Raw genomic sequence first — 19,214 nt, 5'->3', positions numbered from 1 at the left:
CTCCGGCGACCCGCCTCACCCCGCCGCGACCCGCACCGCACGATCGCGCAGCGTCTCCGACGGCCGCTTGCCGAACAGCCGCCGGTAATCGGTCGCGAACTGGCTCAGGTGCCAGAAGCCCCACGCCTCGGCCACATCCTGCACCGAACCGGCCGCGCGGCCGCACAAGTCGCGCCGCGCGCCGTTCAGACGCAGCGTGCGCAGGTAGGTCGCGGGCGCCATCCCGAGCACGTCCTGGAAGCAGTACTGCAGCGTCCGCCGGCTCACGAGCAGCTGCTCGCACAGCTCCGGCACGCCGACCGGGCGCGTGCGGTGCGCAAGCACGTAGTCGCGCGCCTGCTCGACGATCCAGCGGCGCGTCGACGGCGCGGCGCCGCCGCCGTCGTCACCCGGTTGCGCGCACGCATCGAACAGCGCGGCCAGCACGTCGGCCTGCAGGTCGTCGCGCTGCGCATCGGGCAGCGGACCGGCCGCCGCCACCGCGCCGTCGAGGCGGCGGCCGAGCAGCGCGCACAGGCGCGCGAGCCGCGCATCGCCGACCTGCATCACGCGCTGTGTGAAGAGCCGCTCGTCGAGCGCACGGCGCTCGACTTCGTCGGCATAGCGGCGCAGCACGTCGCCGCGCACGACGACGCCGTAGATCGAGAACTGCGCGGGCGTCACCAGTTCGAATTCGACGTTGCCGGGCCGGAATGCGAGGGCGCCGGGCCCGATGCGACACGCATCGACGCGCGCGGTGCCGTCGCACACGAGCGGGATGCCGAACCAGTACGCATCGCCGCGGACTTCGCACGCCTGGCGCAGCAGGTGGCTCGTCGATTCTCGAAACAGCTTCATCGTGTCGAGCGGCAGCTCGGTCAGCGTGCCGACGAAGCGGCCGGCCGCGAGCTGGTCGTAGGTCTGCCGCCAGCCGATCAGGTTGCGCGCCTGCTCGTCGGCATCGTGCGCGACGCTGACGACGGCCTGCCCGGCCTGTGCGTCGTCGCCCTGCGCGTTGCGCCGCGTGTCTTCGGCGGTCGGTTCTTCAATACACGCCACGTGTTGATCCATCGTGTCCTCCCTCACCTGCGCGGAACCGCGCCTGTCACGCAAGTCCCGTGCCGAACCGCCCGGCCCCGCGAACCGCCCGCCATGCCACGCTGCCCGGCCGGCGCGCGCCATGCGGGCGCACCCGAAGGCGGCGTGCCGCGCACGCCGCCGGTGCGAGCCGCGCTGCAACCGCGCATGTGCCGCCGCGGGCGGATGGCCCCCGGATACCGGCTACCCGGCCGGCTTCGGCCGCGCACCCCGTGTGCCGCAGTTGCCGTACGCCAGCGCGATCGCCAGCGCCACGATCGCGCTGCCCGCCGCCCACGGCTGCGCATTCGCGTCCGGCAGATCGGCCCGCAGCGTCGCGCGGCCGTTGATCCGGTAGCGGATCCCGCGCACGAAATCGACGAACAGCAACCCGATACCGCTGCCGTCGCACGCGGCCGCGTCGATGCGGCCACCGTCGCCGCCATGCGCGGGCAACGCGAACCGCAGCGTCTTCGTGTCGATCACGCGCACCACCGGCAGCAGATCGCCGATCGCGTCGCGCAGGCTCTGCACGATGTCGCAGGTCACGGATGCGCGTGCGCCGCTTGTGGTGCCGGCGAACATGAACGGCTGCGACTCGACGAACTGCCGCACGCCGATGTTCAGGCGCGTCGTCACGACGTCACGCATCCGCTCGGCTTCGTCGGCCACGCCGAAGCGGCGCTGCGAATCGAGTTCGGAGTTCGCCCGCGTGAAAGACGGGATGGCGCGGAAAGGATCGGGGCTGCTCAGCCATGCTGGGGGTGGTCGCACGCATCGGCGCACCGTGCCGCCGCGCGCACGCGGCTGCCGGTATCGTTTCCGGCGCAGGCTGCAACAAGCGCAGCCTGCGTCGAATGTCGAAATCGAACGGGGCGAAATGCCGGGCCCCACCGGCCCCGGCGCTTCGCCCCCGCGTCGGCTATCAGAAGAACCCGAGCGCCTCGGCCTGGTAGCTGACCAGCAGGCACTTCGTCTGCTGATAGTTCGACAGCGCCATCTTGTGCGTCTCGCGGCCGATCCCCGACTGCTTGTAGCCGCCGAACGCCGCGTGCGCGGGGTACAGGTGGTAGCAGTTGGTCCACACGCGGCCGGCCTCGACCTCGCGGCCCATCCGGTACGCACGCGTGCCGTTGCGCGTCCACACGCCTGCGCCGAGCCCGTAGAACGTATCGTTCGCGAGTTCGATCGCGTCCGCCTCGTCCTTGAACGTCATCACCGACGCGACCGGCCCGAAGATCTCTTCCTGGAACACGCGCATCTTGTTGTTGCCGAGCAGCATCGTCGGCTTCACGTAGTAGCCCGTGCCGAGTTCGGCAGCCGGCGCCGTGCGCTCGCCGCCCGTCAGGCATTGCGCGCCTTCGCCGCGGCCGATGTCGATGTACGACAGGATCTTGTCGAGCTGCTGCTGCGACGCCTGCGCGCCGATCATCGTCTGCAGGTCGAGCGGGTGGCCGGCCTTGATGCGTTCGACCCGCGCGACGGCCTTCTCGATGAAGCGTTCGTAGATCGATTCCTGGATCAGGATCCGCGACGGGCACGTGCACACTTCGCCCTGGTTCAGCGCGAACATCGCGAGCCCTTCGAGCGCCTTGTCGAGGAACGCGTCGTCCTGGTCGAGCACGTCGGCGAAGAAGATGTTCGGGCTCTTGCCGCCCAGCTCGACCGTCGACGGGATCAGGCTGTCGGCCGCCGCGCGCAGGATGTGCTTGCCGACCGGCGTCGAGCCCGTGAACGCGATCTTCGCGATCCGCTTGCTGGTCGCGAGCGCCTCGCCCGCTTCCTTGCCGAAGCCGTTCACGATGTTGATCGTGCCGGCCGGGAACAGGTCGCCGATCAGCTCCATCAGCACCAGCACCGACGCGGGCGTCTGCTCGGCCGGCTTCATCACGACGCAGCAGCCGGCCGCGAGCGCCGGTGCGAGCTTCCATGCGGCCATCAGCAGCGGGAAGTTCCACGGGATGATCTGGCCGACCACGCCGAGCGGCTCGTGGAAGTGGTACGCGACGGTGTTGTCGTCGATTTCGGAGATACCGCCTTCCTGCGCGCGGATGCAGCCCGCGAAGTAGCGGAAGTGGTCGATCGCGAGCGGCAGGTCGGCTGCCATCGTCTCGCGCAGCGGCTTGCCGTTGTCGATCGTCTCGGCCACGGCCAGCAGCTTCAGGTTCTTTTCCATCCGCTCGGCGGCGGCGAGCAGCAGGTTCGCACGCTCGGCCACGGACGTCTTGCCCCACTTGCGGCGCGCGGCATGCGCGGCGTCGAGCGCCAGCTCGATGTCGTCGGCGCCCGAGCGCGGCACGCGACAGAACGGCTGACCGTTGATCGGCGACACGTTCTCGAAATACTCGCCCTTCACCGGCGCCACCCACTTGCCGCCGATGTAGTTGTCGTACTGCTGACGGTACGGGTATTCGACGTCGAGGCCCAGTTGCTTCAGGTCAAACGGGTTCATACATGTCTCCTGTTCATCGTGCTTGTGTGAGTACAGCGCCGGTTGGAATGCGCTGCACCCGTTTACGCAACATGCGTGCCATCTTGCACGGCCTCGCCCACGCACGCGCCGCGCGCGCGCCATCTCGGCGAATGCGCAGATTCGGAACACCCTGAGCGGTTCGCACGCGTCATGCTGTGCCAATTCGGGACAGCGGCGTGCGGCACGTGGCGCATCAGCCTCGCTTGTATCGCAATGCTTCCCCGCTCAACGAGCTGAGCGACGCGCCGAAACGGTTGGCGCGTTGTCCGTCGTTGACGGTCGAGTAGTCGCGCAAACCGTCCGTTGCCCCCTTGAGTCCCCAACGTTCGACCGACCTGTTCGGGGCCAACACGGGATTGCCAGCGCTGGTCGCCATCCTGTCCTGAATGCCGAGCGCGAAATAGACCCGTTTCTTCGCCCCGTAAAGCGCCGGCGTTGCCTTGACCAACGGGTCGCCCGTCGCCCCCGCCAGGAACCGGGCGTACATGTAGTGCTCGGCGGCGGCGAGATTGATGTCATTCGGGCTGTCCGTACGACGGAGCAACTGCAACGATCGAAATGCGCGGCGCACCTGCTCCACGATGTCCCCCTCGCCTCCTCCGGCACGAAAAATCGCAAAGTTGATGGTGTTTTGAACGACGTCGTCACTGACTTGCTCATTCATTCCGATTCTCCTGTGGCTTTCTACGGCGCTTCGAGACGCTGCGTATCCCCTTCACCGAAAGATCGATGTGTACGTGGCGCGGTCGTCTTAGAGTTTCGGAGCAGATGCAGGAAAATCAAGCGAAAGTTGCGAATGCGACGATGCGCAACGGTCGAGCGACGCGACGCGCCGCCGGTGCCGGCACGACGCGTCGGCTCGCGAGCAGCGGCCCGTCAGTCAGGCTCGCCGCGCGCATGCATCGCCGGACTCCACGCCACGCCGCCCGCCGAGAAACACGAACACGACTGCCGCGCACAGCAACGTGACGACGGCCAGCCCGATCAGCAGATGGTCGAACGCCTGCGCGTAGCTTTGCTGCAACACCGCGCGCCCGGCCTGCGGCCACACCGCGGCGGCGCCGCCAAGGTCGCCGGTCGCGAGCCGGGCGGACGCACGGACGATAGCCTCTGGCGTCGCGCCCGCCACGGACGCTGCGCGCAGCCCCGCCTGCGCGAGCGTCGCGAGCACCGCGCCGGCGATCGCGAGCGCGATGCCCTCACCCGCCACCCGCGTCGTGCTGAAGATGCCGGTCGCCATCCCGGCGCGCTCCTTCGGCACGACGCTCACCGACAGCCCGTCCATCAGCCCCCACGGCATGCCGGCGCCGACGCCGATCGCAAGCATCGGCGCGATCGCCGCGGGCCCCGCGCCGCCGCGCAATGCGACGCTCAGCCACACGAGCCCCGCCGCCGCGATCACGAGCCCGACGGCGGAAATCACGCCGGCCGACAGCCCGCGCGTGAGCGTCGCCGCGACGAACGGCACGACCAGCATCGGCGCGGAAATCGCGAGCATCAGCCAGCCGGCGTCGATCTCGCTGAAGCCGTCGATGCCGATGAAGCGCAGCGGCAGCACGACGAGCAGCACGATGTAGCAGCAGCAGGTCGACACCGGCAGCACCTGCACGCCGACGAAGCGCGCGATGCGGAACAGCGACAGGTCGAGCATCGGCCGCGCGACGCGCGTCTCGATCATCACGAATGCGCCCGCGCCCAGCGCGGCGCCGGCCAGCAGCACGATCACGAGCGCACTCGACCAGCCGCGCGCGGGCGCCTCGATCACGCCGAACGTGAACAGCGTCAGCGCGGTGGTGAACGCGGCCGTGCCGGGCCAGTCGAGCCCCGTCGCATGCGGGTCGCGCGACTCGTGCATGCGCGGCAGCCCGACCACCAGCGACAGCACGCCGGCCACCGCGCTCGTCACGAAGATCGCACGCCAGCCGTAGTGCCCGATCAGGCCGCCGGCGAGCACGGGCCCGAACGCGAGCCCGATGCCGAAGGTCGTGCCGAGCAGGCTGAACGCACGCGTACGCGCCGCGCCGTCGAACTCCTGCGCGAGCGCGGCCGTGCCGCCGGCGAGCGCCGCGGCCGCCGCGAGTCCTTGCGCGGCGCGCAGCAGGTCGACCGCGAGCATCGACGGCGCGAACGCAAGCGCGACCGACATCAGCGTGAAACCGCCGACGCCGATCGCGAACAGGCGCTTGCGGCCGAACTGATCGGCGAGCGCGCCCGATGCCATCAGGAAACTGCCGAACGCGAGCATGAACGCGTTGGTGATCCAGTTCATCGCGACCGGGCTGCCGTGCAGGTCGCGGCCGATCGCCGGCGTCGCGACCGCGCCGCCCGAAAACGACAGCGGCAGTGCGACGGCGGCCATGCACACGGCGGCCAGCACCCATGCACGCCGGCGTGCCGACCGGGCTGAAACGGCTGAAACGGGGTGATCCATCATCGCTCCTCGAAAAGCCGGCGCGGATGCACCGTCAGAGCGACAGAAGATAAATCCGATTCAATTCGCGAAAAACCACGCAAATTTCCGCATATAACGGACTAAAATTCCGCAATTGACTCAATCGCGTGCGTCGGCGCACGTTCTTCGATTCGATGGAAAACCTGTCCGGCATCGTCGCCTTCGTCCGCACCGCCGACGCGCTGAGCTTCGTCGCGGCCGGCCGCGCGCTCGGCATCTCGGCGTCGGCGGTCGGCAAGACGATCGCGAAGCTCGAACAGTCGCTCGGGGTGCGCCTGTTCAACCGCACGACGCGACGCGTCACGCTCACCGAAGAGGGCCGGCACTTTTACGAACGCTGCCAGCGGATCCTCGAGGATTTCCGCGATGCGGAAGCGACCGTGACGGCGTCGGCGCAGCGCCCGCGCGGCAAGCTGCGCGTGAGCCTGCCGGTGATCGGCTACCGCTTCCTGCTGCCGGTACTGCCCGAATTCCGGCAGCGCTATCCGGACGTCGAGCTCGATCTCGATTTCAACGACCGGATGGTCGACGTCGTCGAAGGCGGGTTCGACGCGGTGATCCGCAGCGGGCCGCTGACCGATTCGAGCCTGATGTCGCGGCGGCTCGGCCCGTTCGCGTTCGTGCTGTGTGCAACGCCCGCCTATCTCGCGCAGGCCGGCACGCCGCGCACGCCGCACGATCTCGAAGCGCACGACTGCGTGCGCTACTGCTTCCCGACCACCGGCAAGCTGCAGGACTGGGCGCTCGCAGCCGACGACGGCACGCCGCTGAAGCTGCGCACCGCGATGACCTGCAACAACATGGAGGCGCTGCGCGGCACCGTGCTCGCGGGGCTCGGCATCGGCTACATGCCCGACTTCCTCGCGCGCGACGCGCTCGAACAGGGCGCGCTCGTCACCGTGCTCGACGATTACCGGATCGCGCCGGGGCAGTTCTCGATCGTGTGGCCGTCGAGCCGGCAGCTGTCGCCGAAGCTGCGCGTGTTCGTCGATTTCCTGTGCGAACGGCTGTTCAGGTAATCACGTCGTCCCGATCCGCTCCGCTTCCGCCGGCGGCAGCAACGCATCGCTGTCGTCCTTCAGCCCGACGCCCGTCAGCTGAAGCCTGCGCGCATGCGTCATCAGGTAATGCAGCTTGTGCGCGGCGGCCGCGTGCGGCAGCCCTTCGGGCCGCACGTTCGAGATGCAGTTGCGCAGCGCGTCGTGACAGCCGACCTTCGGCGCCCACGTCAGGTACACGCCAAGGCTGTCCGGCGAGCTGAGCCCCGGCCGTTCGCCGATCAGCATCGCGACGACCTTCGCGCGCAGCAGCTCGCCGATCTCGTCGCCGAGCGCGACGCGCGCCTGCGTCGCCACCACCACCGGGCCGATCCGCCAGCCGTCCGCGTCGAGCCGCGGCCGCACGGCCTGCAGCAACGGCAATGCCTGCTTCGCGGCCGCGAACGCCGACAGCCCGTCGCCAACCACGAACACGACGTCGGGCGCATCGTCGAGCGCCGCACCGTGGCCGGCCAGCAGCGCACGCCCTTCGTCGGACAGCTTGCGGCCGAGATCGGGCCGGCGCAGGTAATGCTGACGGTCGGGCGCCGCGCTCTGCACGCCGAGCGTCGCGAAACCGGCCGCATCGAGCGCGCGTCGCAGCGCGTCGCTATCGAGCGGCTGGTGTACCGCATCGCGCGCCTGCGCATGCGACAGGTTGAACGCGAGCAGCGGCGCGGTCGGCAGGCTGTTGCCTGCGCGACCGAGCGCGATCCGCGCATTCGTGAACGACTTCAGCTGCGCCCACGGGTTCTTTTCGACGGCGTCGCTCATGCCGAAATCCCCATCCAGTCGTTCGCGCCTGCGAGCAGCGGCACGCGCGACGTCGCCGCGCGCAGCGCGCCATGCGCGTCGGCGATCTCCATCGTCTCCAGCCACTCCTCGAATTCCGGTGCGCGGCGCAACCCGAGCACCTCGCGCACGTAGAGCTGGTCGTGGAACGACGTGCTCTGGTAGTTCAGCATCACGTCGTCCGCGCCCGGGATCCCCATGATGAAGTTGATGCCGGCCGCACCGAGCAGCGTCAGCAGCGTGTCCATGTCGTCCTGGTCGGCTTCCGCATGGTTCGTGTAGCAGATGTCGCAGCCCATCGGCACGCCGAGCAGCTTCCCGCAGAAGTGATCCTCGAGCCCCGCGCGGATGATCTGCTTGCCGTCGTAAAGATATTCGGGGCCGATGAAGCCGACCACCGTGTTCACGAGGAACGGCTCGAACTTGCGCGCGACCGCATACGCGCGCACTTCGCAGGTCTGCTGGTCGACGCCGAAGTGCGCGTTCGCCGACAGCGCGCTGCCCTGGCCCGTCTCGAAGTACATGAGATTGTTGCCGACGGTGCCGCGCCGCAGCGACAACGCCGCCTCGTGCGCCTCGCCGAGCAGCGCGAGCGAGATCCCGAAGCTCGCGTTCGCCTTCTCGGTGCCCGCGATCGACTGGAACACGAGGTCGACCGGCGCGCCCTTCTCGATCGCCGCGATCGTGTTGGTCACGTGCGTGAGCACGCACGACTGCGTCGGCACGCCGTAGCGTTCGCGGAACCCGTCGATCATCGCGAGCAGTTTCACAATCGCCGCGAGGCTGTCGGTGGCCGGGTTGATGCCGATCATCGCGTCGCCGCAGCCGTACATCAGCCCGTCGAGCATCGATGCGGCGATGCCTTTCACGTCGTCGGTCGGGTGGTTCGGCTGCAGCCGCACCGACATCCGGCCGGCGAGCCCGACCGTGTTGCGAAAGCGCGTGACGACACGGCGCTTGCGGGCGGCCGCGATCAGGTCCTGGTTGCGCATCAGCTTCGACACGGCCGCGACCATCTCGGGCGTGAGGCCCGGCGCGATCCGTTCGAGCGCCGCGCCGTCGGCCGCGGGCGACAGCAGCCAGTTGCGGAAATCGCCGACGGTGAGGTGCGAGATTTCCGCGAACGCCCGCGCGTCGTGATCGTCGATGATCAGGCGCGTGACCTCGTCGTCTTCGTACGGGATCACCGCTTCGTTCAGGAACGCCTTCAGCGGCACGCCCGCGAGCGCGATCTTCGCGGCCACGCGCTCCTCCTCGCTCGCCGCCGCGACACCGGCGAGCTGGTCGCCGGAACGCAGCGGGCTCGCTTTCGCGAGCAGCGTCTTCAGGTCCGCGAAGCGGTACGTGCGCGGACCGATCGTCTCCGTATAGGACATCGTGCGAGCCTCCTTGCCCATCCAAACCAAAAGCCGACGGCGCGCCCGTTCGACGGGGCGCGCCGGATGCCGTCAGAAACGGCCTGCCACTTTCACCTTCACCTTCACCTTCACCTTCACCCCGCTCACTCCTCCAGCAGCGCGTCGCCGGGCGCACTCGCGCGCTGCGAACGCGTCGCGAGGAAGTACGCGTAGCCGAGCGCGAGGAAGCCGACGAACACCAGCGCGACCAGCCCGTTGAAGTACACCATCGTACCGAGACAGATGAACGCCGCCAGGATCGCGAAGGCCGGGAAAACCGGGTACAGCGGCGCGCGGAACGGCCGCGCCATGTTCGGCTGCGAGCGGCGCAGCTTGAACAGCGACGCCATGCTCACGATATACATCACGATCGCACCGAATACCGACATCGTCACGATATTCGCGGTCAGCGTCTGCCCGCCGAACTGGATCAGCTCGTCGCTGTAGATCGCCGCGATGCCGACCACGCCGCCCGCGATGATCGCGCGGTAAGGCGTCTTGAAACGCGGATGCACCTTCGCGAGCCATTCGGGCAGGTAGCCTTCGCGGGCCAGCGCGAAGATCTGGCGCGAATAACCGAGGATGATCCCGTGGAACGACGCGACGAGCCCGAACAGCCCGAGCCACACGAGCATGTGCATCCAGCCGCTGTTCGCGCCGACGATGTACTTCATTGCCTGCGGCAGCGGATCGTTGATGTTCGCGAGCTTGGTCCAGTCGCCCGCGCCGCCGGCGAACGCCATCACGCCGATCGCGAGCGCAACGAGGGTCAGGATCCCGGCCACGTACGCGATCGGAATCGAGCGCTTCGGGTTCTTCGCTTCCTCGGCGGCCATCGCGACGCCTTCGATCGCGAGGAAGAACCAGATCGCGAACGGGATCGCCGCGAACATCCCGTGGAACGCGCCCACGCTGAAATGATCGGCGCCCGACCAGCCGCCCTTCATGAAGTTGCTCCACGCAAAGCCCGGCGACACGACGCCCATGAACACCAGCAGCTCGAAGATCGCGAGCAGCGTGACGACGAGCTCGAAGGTCGCCGCGATCTGCACGCCGACGATGTTCAGCGCCATGAACACGAGATACGCGCCCATCGCCGCATGCTTCGGCTCGAGGCCCGGGAACTGCACGTGCAGGTACGCACCGATCGCCAGCGCGATCGCGGGGGGTGCGAACACGAACTCGACGAGCGTCGCGGCGCCGGCGAGATAGCCGCCGGTCGGGCCGAACGCTCGGCGCGCATACGCGAACGGGCCGCCCGCGTGCGGGATCGACGTCGTCAGCTCGGTGAAACTGAAGATGAAGGTCGTGTACATCGCCGCGACGAACAGCGCGGTGACGACGAAGCCCAGCGTACCGGCACTCGCCCAGCCGTAGCTCCAGCCGAAGTATTCGCCGGAAATCACGAGGCCGACCGCGATGCCCCACAGTTGCCAGGTCCCGAGCGTCTGCTGCAGCGCGGGCTGGCCGGACGACTTGGCGCCGGCGGCGGGCCGGCCATTCGACTCTGCTTTCATCGGACTCTCTCCTCAAAGGCGCCGGGCCTGCCGGCCAGCGCGACTGAGAATCGATGCTAGAGAGTCATTAAACGACGTGTTATCGAAATTCGGCAAAGATCGCGGCTGACGTTTCGCTTGCGAAAACGCCGGCCGCGTTCGTTGCGACGGCGATCCGGCCGCACGAAGCGGCCGGATCGGCGGCACTTACTGGCTGCCGCCGCGCTGGTTGAACCAGCGGTCGAGCAGCTTGCCGGCCGCTTCACGGCCGCCGAGGCCGAACGACAGTGCGACGGCCACCGCGATCGCGCCGAGCACGAGGCCGAACGCGAGCTGGACGATCTCGTTCGCGATGCCCATCGCGCGCAGCCCCATCGCGAACACGAGGCCGAGGATCGCGAATTGCGCGATCCGCGCGAACAGCACGCTGTGCTCGCGATCGGCCTGCTCGATCACGCGGCGCGCCAGGCCCGCGAGCCACACGCCGATCACGAGGATCACGCCGCCCATCAGCACGTGGCCGCCGAACTCGATGAACAGCGTGACGACGTCACGCACCTGCGAGAAGCCGAGCCGGTTCGCGGCTTCGACCGACGCGAACAGCATCGCGAAAAACACGATCAACCGCGCGACCAGCACCGACGGCTGCAGGATGCCCGAGAACACGCGCTCGACGCCGAGCACGGCCGGCAGCCCGTCGGCGCCGGCGGCTTCCAGCAGCTTCTGCGCGAGCGACGCGACGAAGCGCGCGAAATAGAACGTGACGAGCACGATCACGATCGCCGCGAAGATGTCCGGCACCGCGCCGAGGAACTGGTTCAGCATGTTGGTCGCCGGAATCGAGATCGCGTCGATCTTCAGCGCGTCGAGCGCGGAGATCAGCGTCGGCACGAACACGAACACGTAGACGATCGTGCCGACCAGGCTCGACACGCGCACGGGCGTCGGGCTGTCGATGCCCTGCGTGAGGCGGTCGGCGCCGGCGGCGATCAGCAGGTTCGTCACGAGGCCGCGCAGCACGCGTGCGACGACCCAGCCGACGAAGCCGATCACCGCGGCCGCGAACAGGTTCGGCACGATCGCGAGCAGCTTGTCGACCATCCCCTGCACCGGCGACAGCAGGCCCGACAGCGCGAACGACGCGAGGATCGCCGGCAGGAACATCAGGATCACGAGCCAGAACAGCACGTCGCCGAGATAGCCGCTCATCGGCTGCATGCCGGCGCCTTCGGACAGCTTGTCGTCGATCTTGCTGGCCTTCAGCGCGCGGTTCGCGAGGCTGCGCAGCAGCGACGCGATCAGCCACGCGATCAGCGTCAGCGCCGCGCCGCCGATCAGGTTCGGCAGGTAGTTGACGATGTGCGTGACGAGCAGCGAGAACGGATTGGAGACCGCATACAGGTTGAGCACGTTGAAGATGCCCACCGCGGTGACGAGCAGCACGAGCCAGAACAGGCCGCCGGCGATGATGCGCTCGACGCAGGCGCCCTGGCCGGTACTGTCGGTGATCCGCTGATCGACCTTCAGCGCGTTGAGCAGGCGCAGCGCACCGGCCCGCACCGCCACGGCGATCAGCCAGCCGATCACCAGGATGCCGATCGCGCCGGCGATCTTGGGCAAGTATCCGCCTAGCGTGGTCTGCAGCGACGTGATGAAGCTGGAAGCATCCATTTCTTCTTCTCCCGAAAAACGTGGTGTTGCGATTGAACATCGACGAACTACCTGCGTACTTCGAAAAGCGTGCTGCCCCGTCCGAGCAACTTACCCGAGAAAAATGACGCGATCACCCGATTTCACCGTCTTTAACTTTAGTCATTGATCGCAGAGGGACAAGACCCCATTTCAGCAATATAAAAAAGGGGCGGATTAATGACGGCTACGTATTTCCGCAAGATTTGTTCATTCGGGCCGTGCTACCGTGGCGTCGGTTCTTGCCCGGACACGTCGATGACAGCCGAAACGAAACCCGACAAACCCGCGTGGGTCCGCTATGCGGCGAGCGTGGCGCGCGTTCACGAATACATCCGCGCGCATCTCGACGGCCCGCTCGACCTGAACCGGCTCGCCGAAGTCGCGTGCCTGTCGCCGTATCACTGGCAGCGCGTCTACCGCGCGCTGTACGGCGAGTCGATCGTGTTGACGGTGCGGCGGATGCGGATCGTGCGCGCGTCCGAGGATCTCGTGTGCACGGCGCGGCCGATCGACGAGATCGCACGGCGTGCGGGTTACGGTTCGACGCACGCGTTCGTGCGGGCGTTTCGCGATGCTTATGGCGTGCCGCCCGCGCAGCACCGGCGCACGGGCACGCACCGGCCGGTTTATCCACTGCAGCGAGGAGAGGAAGACATGTTCAAGCATGAGGTCGAGATCCGGCGCCTGCCGGAACTGAGCGGCTACGCGGTCGCGCATATCGGCGCGTACATGAAGGTCGGCGATGCGTTCGGGCGGATCGGCGCGTGGGTCGGGCAGCATGGGCTGATCGGCCCCGGCGCGAAGATGATCGGCATTTTTTACGACGATCCGGACACGACGCCCGAAGCGCAGTTGCGCGCGAAAGCCTGCTTCATGCCGGCCGACGACGCGCCGGACGTCGAACCCGTGCCGCCGGTGGAGCGCGCGTCGGTGGCGGGCGGCGAGTACGCCGTGCTGCTGCATACGGGGCCGTATGCGGACCTGAAGACGGCCTACCAGTGGCTCTACGGCGACTGGCTGCGCCACTCGGGCCGCGAAGCGGCGGACGCGCCGCCGTTCGAGCTGTACCTCAATACGCCGATGGACACGGCGCCGGCCGACCTGCGCACCGAGATTCACCTGCCGCTGCGCTGAGCGACGAGCCGGTGCGCCGGCCGTGAAACGACACGCGCCGGCCGATGGTCATGCCCGGCCGGCGCGAATGAGCGGCACGCCTGTTACGCCGCCTGCGTCCCGCACCCGGGACAGAAGCGCGCGTCGGCCGCCAGCGCCGTGTGGCAACGGCTGCAGGCCCGGCTGCGTTGCGCCGCGCCGCACTGCGCGCAGAAGCGCGCATCGGCCGCATTGAGCGCGCCGCAGCCTGCGCACGCAAGCTGGCTCAGCGGCACGTTGCCGCCGTGCCCGGCACTGGCGTCGGCCGGCGCCTGCCAGCCCCAGCCGTAGCGATCGCGGCCGCGTGCGTCGTGGCCGCCGTGCGCGTCGCGGCGCTGCCCGCCGTGATGCCCGCCGCCGTGGCTACCGCTACCGCTCCCACCGCTGCCGTGCCCGCTGCCATGGCCACCGCCGTGGCCGCCCAGGATCCGTTTCAGAAAGCTCATCGCCCGCTCCTCAACGCTTGGCCTGTGCACCGCCGAACGCCCCGGAGGACGACAGCAGCCGCAAGCCGTTGGCCACGACGATCAGGCTCGCGCCCGCGTCTGCAAACACCGCCATCCACATCGTGCCGAGCCCCGCGACCGTGAGGCCGAGGAACACGACCTTCACGCCGAGCGCGAAGCCGATGTTCTGCACCAGCACGCGGTGCGTCGCACGCGACAGCCGCACGAACGCGGGAATCTTGCGCAGGTCGTCGTCCATCAGCGCGACGTCGGCCGTCTCGATCGCCGTGTCGGTGCCCATCGCGCCCATCGCGAAACCGATGTCGGCACGCGCAAGCGCCGGGGCATCGTTGATCCCGTCGCCGACCATCCCGACCGCGCCCGCGCCGCCGGCCGACAGCTCCTCGACCGCCGCGAGCTTGTCTTCCGGCAACTGGTTGCCGCGTGCGTCGTCGATGCCGGCCTGCTTCGCGATCGCCTGCGCGGTATGCGGGTTGTCGCCCGTCAGCATCGCGGTGCGGATGCCGAGCGCGTGCAGATCGGCGATCGCTTCACGGCTCGTGTCCTTGATCGTGTCGGCCACCGCGAAGATGCCCAGCACGCGCGCTTCGTCGACCAGCACCACGACGCTCTTGCCCTGCCGCTCCAGCGCGTCGAGCTTCGCTTCGAGCGCCGTCGAGCAGCGCTCGAGCTCCTCGACGAGCCGGTGGTTGCCGAGCCAGTAGCGCGTGCCGTCGATCGTGCCGCGCACGCCGCGCCCGACGATCGCTTCGAAGTCCTGCACATCGGCGAATGCCGTCGTGCCGGCATCGCGGGCCGCGGCAGCAATCGCCTGCGACACCGGGTGATCGGAGCGCGCCGCGAGGCTCGCGCCGAGATGCCGCACGCGTGCCGCATCGGCGCCGTCCGCATGCACGTCGAAGTCGGTCTGCACCGGCTTGCCGTGCGTGATCGTGCCGGTCTTGTCGAGTGCGAGCCAGGCAAGCTTGCGCCCTTCTTCCAGGTAGACGCCGCCCTTCACCAGAATCCCGCGCCGCGCCGCGGCCGCGAGACCCGACACGATCGTCACCGGCGTCGAGATCACCAGCGCACACGGGCATGCGATCACGAGCAGCACCAGCGCGCGATAGATCCAGTCGTGCCATGCGCCGCCCATCACGACCGGCGGCACCACCGCGACCAGCAAGGCGACCGCGAACACGATCGGCGTGTACACGCGCGCGAACTGGTCGACGAAGCGCTGCGTCGGCGCCTTCGCACCTTGTGCTTCCTCGACCGCGTGGATGATCCGCGCGAGCGTCGAGTTCGCCGCGACGGCCGTCACGCGATATTCGAACGAGCCCGATTCGTTGATCGTGCCCGCATACACGGCGTCGCCGGCCGTCTTTTCGACGGGCAGGCTCTCGCCGGTGATCGGCGCCTGGTTGACCGTCGAGCGGCCCGCGACGACTTCGCCGTCCAGCCCGATCCGTTCGCCCGGCTTCACGCGGACGACCGCGCCGAGCGCGACCTGCGCGGCCTCGATCGTGCGCCACGAGCCGTCCGCGTCCTGCACGGTCGCGGTATCCGGCGCGAGCTGCATCAGGCCCTGGATCGCATTGCGCGCGCGGTCGAGCGACTTCGCTTCGATCAATTCGGCGATCGTGAACAGCACCATCACCATCGCGGCTTCCGGCCACTGGCCGATCGCCATCGCGCCCGTCACCGCGATGCTCATCAGCGCGTTGATGTTCAGGTTGCCGTTGCGGATCGCGATCCACCCCTTCTTGTACGTGGTGAGCCCGCATGCGAGCACCGCGGCGAGCGCGAGCGCCGCCGACAGCCACACCGGCAGCCCGGCCCACGTCGCCCCTTCGGACGCGATCGCGGCGACGCCGGCGAGCGCCAGCGGCCACCACGGCTTCGCGGGCGCGTCCGCGACACGCGCCGCCGGTGCGCCGGCCGTCGCGGCCTCGGGCGTCATCCCGAGCGTGCGGATCGCGCTTTCGATCGCCGGCTGCGCGCCGGGCACGTGCTCGACGGTCAGCATCCGCTGCATCAGGTTGAATTCGAGCGCCGACACTTCGTTCATCCCGCCGAGCTTCTTGCGGATCAGCGTTTCCTCGGTCGGGCAGTCCATCTGCATGATCCGGAACGCCGAGCGCACGTGACCCGACGCGGTCGCCTGCGCGACCGGCAGCGGCGCGAGCGTCAGCGCGGCGGGCGCGCAGCAGTCGCCGGCCGCGTGGTCGTGGTCGTGGTCGTGGTCGTGGTCGTGACCGGCATGGTCGTGCGCGGCGTGGTCGTGCGAGCACGCCGCGCCGTGTACATGCGCATCGCCGGGTGAACGATCGTGACCCGCTTCGTCGTGCGCCGCATGATCGTGCGCGCCCGTCGCGCCGTGCCGATGCCCGTCGTCGTGCGAATGATCGTGATCATGGTCGCGGCCGCGCGATGCAGCCTCGCCGTGCGCGCGCTCGCCGGCCGCCGGCGCCGCGTCGGCAACGGTCGCCGTCTGCGTGTCGCGCGGGTCGGCGCAGCACGCATCGGCGCCGCCGGCATGACGGTGTCGTGGGTCGTGGGTACGCTTGGCGTCGGTCATGACAACCTCCTTTGTGGCTTGACGGTGTAGAGTTAACACCCTGAAGCCACTACAAGGTCAACCCTTACACGGGAGAAAGGCATGAAGATCGGCGAACTGGCCAAAGCGGCCCGCTGCACCCCCGAGACGATCCGTTTCTACGAGAAAGAGGGTCTGATGCCGGATGCGGAGCGCACCGACTCGAACTACCGCAACTACACCGACGTGCACGTCGAACGGCTGCGCTTCATCCGCAACTGCCGCGCGCTCGACATGGCGCACGACGAAATCCGCGCGTTGCTGCAGCTCACCGACACGCCGGCCGACCGCTGCGATTCGATCAATTCGCTGCTCGACGATCACATCGGACACGTCGATGCGCGCCTGGCGGAACTCACGCATCTGCGCGACCAGCTCACCGAATTGCGCCGCCAGTGCGTCGGCGAGCATTCGGTCGAGGATTGCGGAATCGTGCACGGTCTCGCGACGATGGAAACCGTCGCACCGGCCGCGAAGCGTTCGCACCTCGGCTGAAACCCTTGTGAAATAAGATAGTCTGATTGAGAATAGTTATATTCTTACTAGATATACTCTAACTATTCATGCCTACGAGCCGCCCGTCCCCGCTTGCGCTGGCCGTCCTCGCGACGCTCACCGAAACGCCCATGCATCCGTATGGGATGTTGCAGCAACTGAAGGCCCGCGGATACGACGAAGTCGTCAACGTGCGGCAGCGCACGAGCCTCTACCAGACGATCGACCGGCTGCTGCGCGACGGGATGATCGCCGTGCACGACACCGAGCGCGACGGCGCGTTTCCGGAGCGCACGCTGTATGCGCTGACCGAAGCCGGGCATACGGCGGGGCAGGCGTGGCTGCATGCGCTGCTCGCGGAGCCCGCACGTGAATTCCCGGTGTTCGGCGCCGGTCTCGCGTTCCTGCCGCTGCTCGACGCCGAAGATGCCCGTCACCAGCTCGAACTGCGGATTGCGCGGCTCGACGCCGAACGCGAACGGCTGGAAGCGCTGCGCGCCACCGCGCAAGCCGACCAGGTGCCGCGCCTGTTCCTGCTGCAGAACGAACATGCGCTGGTGCTGCTCAATGCGGAGCTGGATTGGGCACGCAGCGTCGTCGAACACCTGAAGATCGGCGCGCTGCGCTGGGTGGACGGCTGAAGCATCAGGCAGGTCGATTCCCGCACGTCACGGGAATCGGCGCTGTCAAAGCACCTTGCCGGGATTGAGAATGCCGCGCGGGTCCAGCGCGGCCTTCAGGCGCCGCATCAGCCCGATTTCCGCGTCGCTGCGCGTATGCGCGAGATAAGGACGCTTGAGCACGCCGATCCCGTGCTCGGCGGACACCGAGCCGCCCATGTCGCGCACCACCGCGTACACGCCGTGATCGAGCGCATCGAGGTCCGCGTCGGTCATCCCGGCCAGCGACACGCCGATATGCACGTTGCCGTCGCCGACATGGCCGAAGAACAGGCACGTGACGTCCGGCCAGCGCGCCCGCAACGCCGCCTCGCAGCGTTCGGCGAACGCGCCAAGTTCGCCGGTCGGCAAACTCACGTCGAAGTTGACGAGATGCGGCAGCGCATCGATCGCGAGACCTTCGCGCAGCGTCCACAGGTCGCGCGCCTGCCGCTCCGATGCCGCGAGCACCGCGTCGTCCACGAGCCCTGCGTCGAACCCCGCCGCGAGACCGGTTTCCAGCGCCTGGTGCGCGTCGCCGCCCGGTGCGCTCGTCGCGCATTCGATCAGTACCGCGAAACCCTCTTCGCCGACAAACGGCGCCGAGACACCCGGCGTATGACGCGCGACGTAGTCGTAGAACGCCGGCCACATCGCCTCGAAACTGACGACTTCCGGCAGCGTGCGCACCCGGTTCCACAGCGCGACCACCGCGCCGTAGTCGCGCACACGGCAGAGCGCCGTGGCCGGCGCGGCGAGCAGCGGATGCAGCCGCAACACCGCGCGCGTGACGACGCCGAGCGTCCCCTCGCTGCCGATGAACAACTGCTTCAGGTCGTAGCCCGCGTTGTTCTTCAGCATCCGGTTCATCGACGACACGACCGTGCCGTCCGCGAGCACCGCCTCGAGCCCGAGCACCTGCTCGCGCATCATCCCGTAGCGGATCGCGCGCGTGCCGCCCGCATTGGTCGCGAGCATGCCGCCGATCTGGCACGAGCCGCGCGCGCCGAGATCGACGCCGAACGTGAACCCCGCCGCTTCCGCGGCTTCCTGCACCGTCTGCAGCGGCGTCCCCGCGCGCACGGTCATCGTGCCGGCCGCCGCGTCGATCGCTTCGATACCGGCCAAGCGCTCCATCGACAGCACGACCTCGCCGCCGAGCGCGACTGCGCCACGCGCGAGCCCCGTCAGCCCGCCCTGCGGCACGACCGGCTGCCCGAGCCGCGCGCACAGCGCGAGCGTGCGCGACACGTCGTCGACGCTGCGCGGGCGCACCAGCGCACGCGGCCGCACGCCGGCCGGCTCGTTGTACGCGGTGAAGTACCGCGGATCGATGTCGGCGGCACGGGTGACGAGCGCGTCGCCCAGTTCGGCAACGAGCACGGCGTCGAGCGCCTCGCCCGGCTGCGCATCGCCGCGCGCCTCGCCGCCTGCGGCAACCGTCTCCCGGTTCTGCATCGCGGCCCCG

Annotated in this window: 15 protein-coding genes and 1 pseudogene; 4 read left to right on the top strand and 12 right to left on the bottom strand. The window is 68.7% G+C overall.

The features are described 5' to 3' along the window. Positions 1-15: 15 nt before the first annotated feature. The 5 genes and pseudogenes from ACWMMN_RS00655 to ACWMMN_RS00635 form a co-directional block, all read right to left on the bottom strand. Complete coding sequence (locus ACWMMN_RS00655) at positions 16-1,050, bottom strand: helix-turn-helix domain-containing protein (protein ID WP_059232772.1); 1,035 nt, start codon at positions 1,048-1,050, stop codon at positions 16-18. Positions 1,051-1,260: 210 nt separating this feature from the next. Next, positions 1,261-1,813: pseudogene (locus ACWMMN_RS00650) on the bottom strand (hypothetical protein). 168 nt (positions 1,814-1,981) lie between these two features. After that, positions 1,982-3,508, bottom strand: coding sequence for an acetaldehyde dehydrogenase ExaC (gene exaC, locus ACWMMN_RS00645; protein ID WP_174993420.1), 1,527 nt, complete (start codon positions 3,506-3,508; stop codon positions 1,982-1,984). Positions 3,509-3,722: 214 nt separating this feature from the next. Continuing rightward, positions 3,723-4,193, bottom strand: a complete 471-nt coding sequence (locus ACWMMN_RS00640; protein ID WP_174993421.1) for a hypothetical protein — start codon at positions 4,191-4,193, stop codon at positions 3,723-3,725. Positions 4,194-4,409: 216 nt separating this feature from the next. Then, entirely contained in the window at positions 4,410-5,960 is a 1,551-nt protein-coding gene (locus ACWMMN_RS00635; protein WP_059232775.1) for an MFS transporter, read from the bottom strand. Positions 5,961-6,115: 155 nt separating this feature from the next. Here ACWMMN_RS00635 and ACWMMN_RS00630 point away from each other — a divergent pair, with 155 nt between their 5' ends. Further along, positions 6,116-7,000, top strand: coding sequence for a LysR family transcriptional regulator (locus ACWMMN_RS00630; protein WP_059236531.1), 885 nt, complete (start codon positions 6,116-6,118; stop codon positions 6,998-7,000). On the opposite strand, the gene eutC is transcribed toward ACWMMN_RS00630, so the two are convergent. The 4 genes from eutC to ACWMMN_RS00610 all read right to left on the bottom strand — a co-directional run bounded on the left by eutC (position 7,001) and on the right by ACWMMN_RS00610 (position 12,374). Then, positions 7,001-7,792 (bottom strand): ethanolamine ammonia-lyase subunit EutC, encoded by a 792-nt coding sequence (gene eutC, locus ACWMMN_RS00625; RefSeq protein WP_059232776.1) that lies wholly within the window; start codon positions 7,790-7,792, stop codon positions 7,001-7,003. Then, complete coding sequence (locus ACWMMN_RS00620; RefSeq protein WP_256085426.1) at positions 7,789-9,186, bottom strand: ethanolamine ammonia-lyase subunit EutB; 1,398 nt, start codon at positions 9,184-9,186, stop codon at positions 7,789-7,791. Before ACWMMN_RS00620 ends, eutC begins: the two co-directional genes overlap by 4 nt. Positions 9,187-9,311: 125 nt before the next feature. Further along, positions 9,312-10,724, bottom strand: coding sequence for an ethanolamine permease (eat, locus tag ACWMMN_RS00615; RefSeq protein ID WP_486422889.1), 1,413 nt, complete (start codon positions 10,722-10,724; stop codon positions 9,312-9,314). 186 nt (positions 10,725-10,910) lie between these two features. After that, positions 10,911-12,374, bottom strand: a complete 1,464-nt coding sequence (locus tag ACWMMN_RS00610) for a mechanosensitive ion channel (protein ID WP_059232778.1) — start codon at positions 12,372-12,374, stop codon at positions 10,911-10,913. Between the two features lie 276 nt (positions 12,375-12,650). On the opposite strand from ACWMMN_RS00610, the gene ACWMMN_RS00605 reads away from it, so the two are divergent. Continuing rightward, positions 12,651-13,529 carry an AraC family transcriptional regulator gene (locus ACWMMN_RS00605; protein WP_486422888.1) on the top strand — a complete coding sequence of 293 codons (879 nt, stop codon included), beginning with the start codon at positions 12,651-12,653 and terminating at the stop codon, positions 13,527-13,529. 83 nt (positions 13,530-13,612) lie between these two features. On the opposite strand, the gene ACWMMN_RS00600 is transcribed toward ACWMMN_RS00605, so the two are convergent. Next, complete coding sequence (locus ACWMMN_RS00600) at positions 13,613-13,993, bottom strand: zinc ribbon domain-containing protein (RefSeq protein WP_059232780.1); 381 nt, start codon at positions 13,991-13,993, stop codon at positions 13,613-13,615. 10 nt (positions 13,994-14,003) lie between these two features. Continuing rightward, positions 14,004-16,574: a heavy metal translocating P-type ATPase gene (locus ACWMMN_RS00595; protein WP_486422887.1), complete on the bottom strand. Its 2,571-nt coding sequence runs from the start codon at positions 16,572-16,574 to the stop codon at positions 14,004-14,006. Positions 16,575-16,655: 81 nt separating this feature from the next. Here ACWMMN_RS00595 and cadR point away from each other — a divergent pair, with 81 nt between their 5' ends. Continuing rightward, positions 16,656-17,087 carry a Cd(II)/Pb(II)-responsive transcriptional regulator gene (cadR, locus tag ACWMMN_RS00590; protein WP_011546785.1) on the top strand — a complete coding sequence of 144 codons (432 nt, stop codon included), beginning with the start codon at positions 16,656-16,658 and terminating at the stop codon, positions 17,085-17,087. Positions 17,088-17,155: 68 nt separating this feature from the next. Continuing rightward, on the top strand, positions 17,156-17,728 hold the full coding sequence (locus tag ACWMMN_RS00585) for a PadR family transcriptional regulator (protein ID WP_174993425.1): 573 nt from the start codon (positions 17,156-17,158) through the stop codon (positions 17,726-17,728). 45 nt (positions 17,729-17,773) lie between these two features. On the opposite strand, the gene ACWMMN_RS00580 is transcribed toward ACWMMN_RS00585, so the two are convergent. Continuing rightward, on the bottom strand, positions 17,774-19,204 hold the full coding sequence (locus ACWMMN_RS00580; protein WP_174993426.1) for an FAD-binding oxidoreductase: 1,431 nt from the start codon (positions 19,202-19,204) through the stop codon (positions 17,774-17,776). Positions 19,205-19,214: the final 10 nt, after the last annotated feature.

The organism is Burkholderia cepacia complex sp. TUM26381, assembly GCF_057439935.1.
Note: the sequence above shows the minus strand (reverse complement) of the source record. Positions and strands in the feature narration are given on the sequence as shown.

Bases quoted from the DNA above. Each gene is read 5' to 3' on its own strand.
- eutC (WP_059232776.1), bottom strand. From the start codon at position 7,792: ATGAGCGACGCCGTCGAAAAGAACCCGTGGGCGCAGCTGAAGTCGTTC.
- eat (WP_486422889.1), bottom strand. From the start codon at position 10,724: ATGAAAGCAGAGTCGAATGGCCGGCCCGCCGCCGGCGCCAAGTCGTCC.
- ACWMMN_RS00585 (WP_174993425.1), top strand. From the start codon at position 17,156: ATGCCTACGAGCCGCCCGTCCCCGCTTGCGCTGGCCGTCCTCGCGACG.
- ACWMMN_RS00630 (WP_059236531.1), top strand. From the start codon at position 6,116: ATGGAAAACCTGTCCGGCATCGTCGCCTTCGTCCGCACCGCCGACGCG.
- ACWMMN_RS00595 (WP_486422887.1), bottom strand. From the start codon at position 16,574: ATGACCGACGCCAAGCGTACCCACGACCCACGACACCGTCATGCCGGC.
- ACWMMN_RS00640 (WP_174993421.1), bottom strand. From the start codon at position 4,193: ATGAATGAGCAAGTCAGTGACGACGTCGTTCAAAACACCATCAACTTT.
- ACWMMN_RS00580 (WP_174993426.1), bottom strand. From the start codon at position 19,204: ATGCAGAACCGGGAGACGGTTGCCGCAGGCGGCGAGGCGCGCGGCGAT.
- ACWMMN_RS00635 (WP_059232775.1), bottom strand. From the start codon at position 5,960: ATGGATCACCCCGTTTCAGCCGTTTCAGCCCGGTCGGCACGCCGGCGT.
- cadR (WP_011546785.1), top strand. From the start codon at position 16,656: ATGAAGATCGGCGAACTGGCCAAAGCGGCCCGCTGCACCCCCGAGACG.
- ACWMMN_RS00620 (WP_256085426.1), bottom strand. From the start codon at position 9,186: ATGTCCTATACGGAGACGATCGGTCCGCGCACGTACCGCTTCGCGGAC.
- ACWMMN_RS00600 (WP_059232780.1), bottom strand. From the start codon at position 13,993: ATGAGCTTTCTGAAACGGATCCTGGGCGGCCACGGCGGTGGCCATGGC.
- ACWMMN_RS00610 (WP_059232778.1), bottom strand. From the start codon at position 12,374: ATGGATGCTTCCAGCTTCATCACGTCGCTGCAGACCACGCTAGGCGGA.
- ACWMMN_RS00605 (WP_486422888.1), top strand. From the start codon at position 12,651: ATGACAGCCGAAACGAAACCCGACAAACCCGCGTGGGTCCGCTATGCG.
- ACWMMN_RS00655 (WP_059232772.1), bottom strand. From the start codon at position 1,050: ATGGATCAACACGTGGCGTGTATTGAAGAACCGACCGCCGAAGACACG.
- exaC (WP_174993420.1), bottom strand. From the start codon at position 3,508: ATGAACCCGTTTGACCTGAAGCAACTGGGCCTCGACGTCGAATACCCG.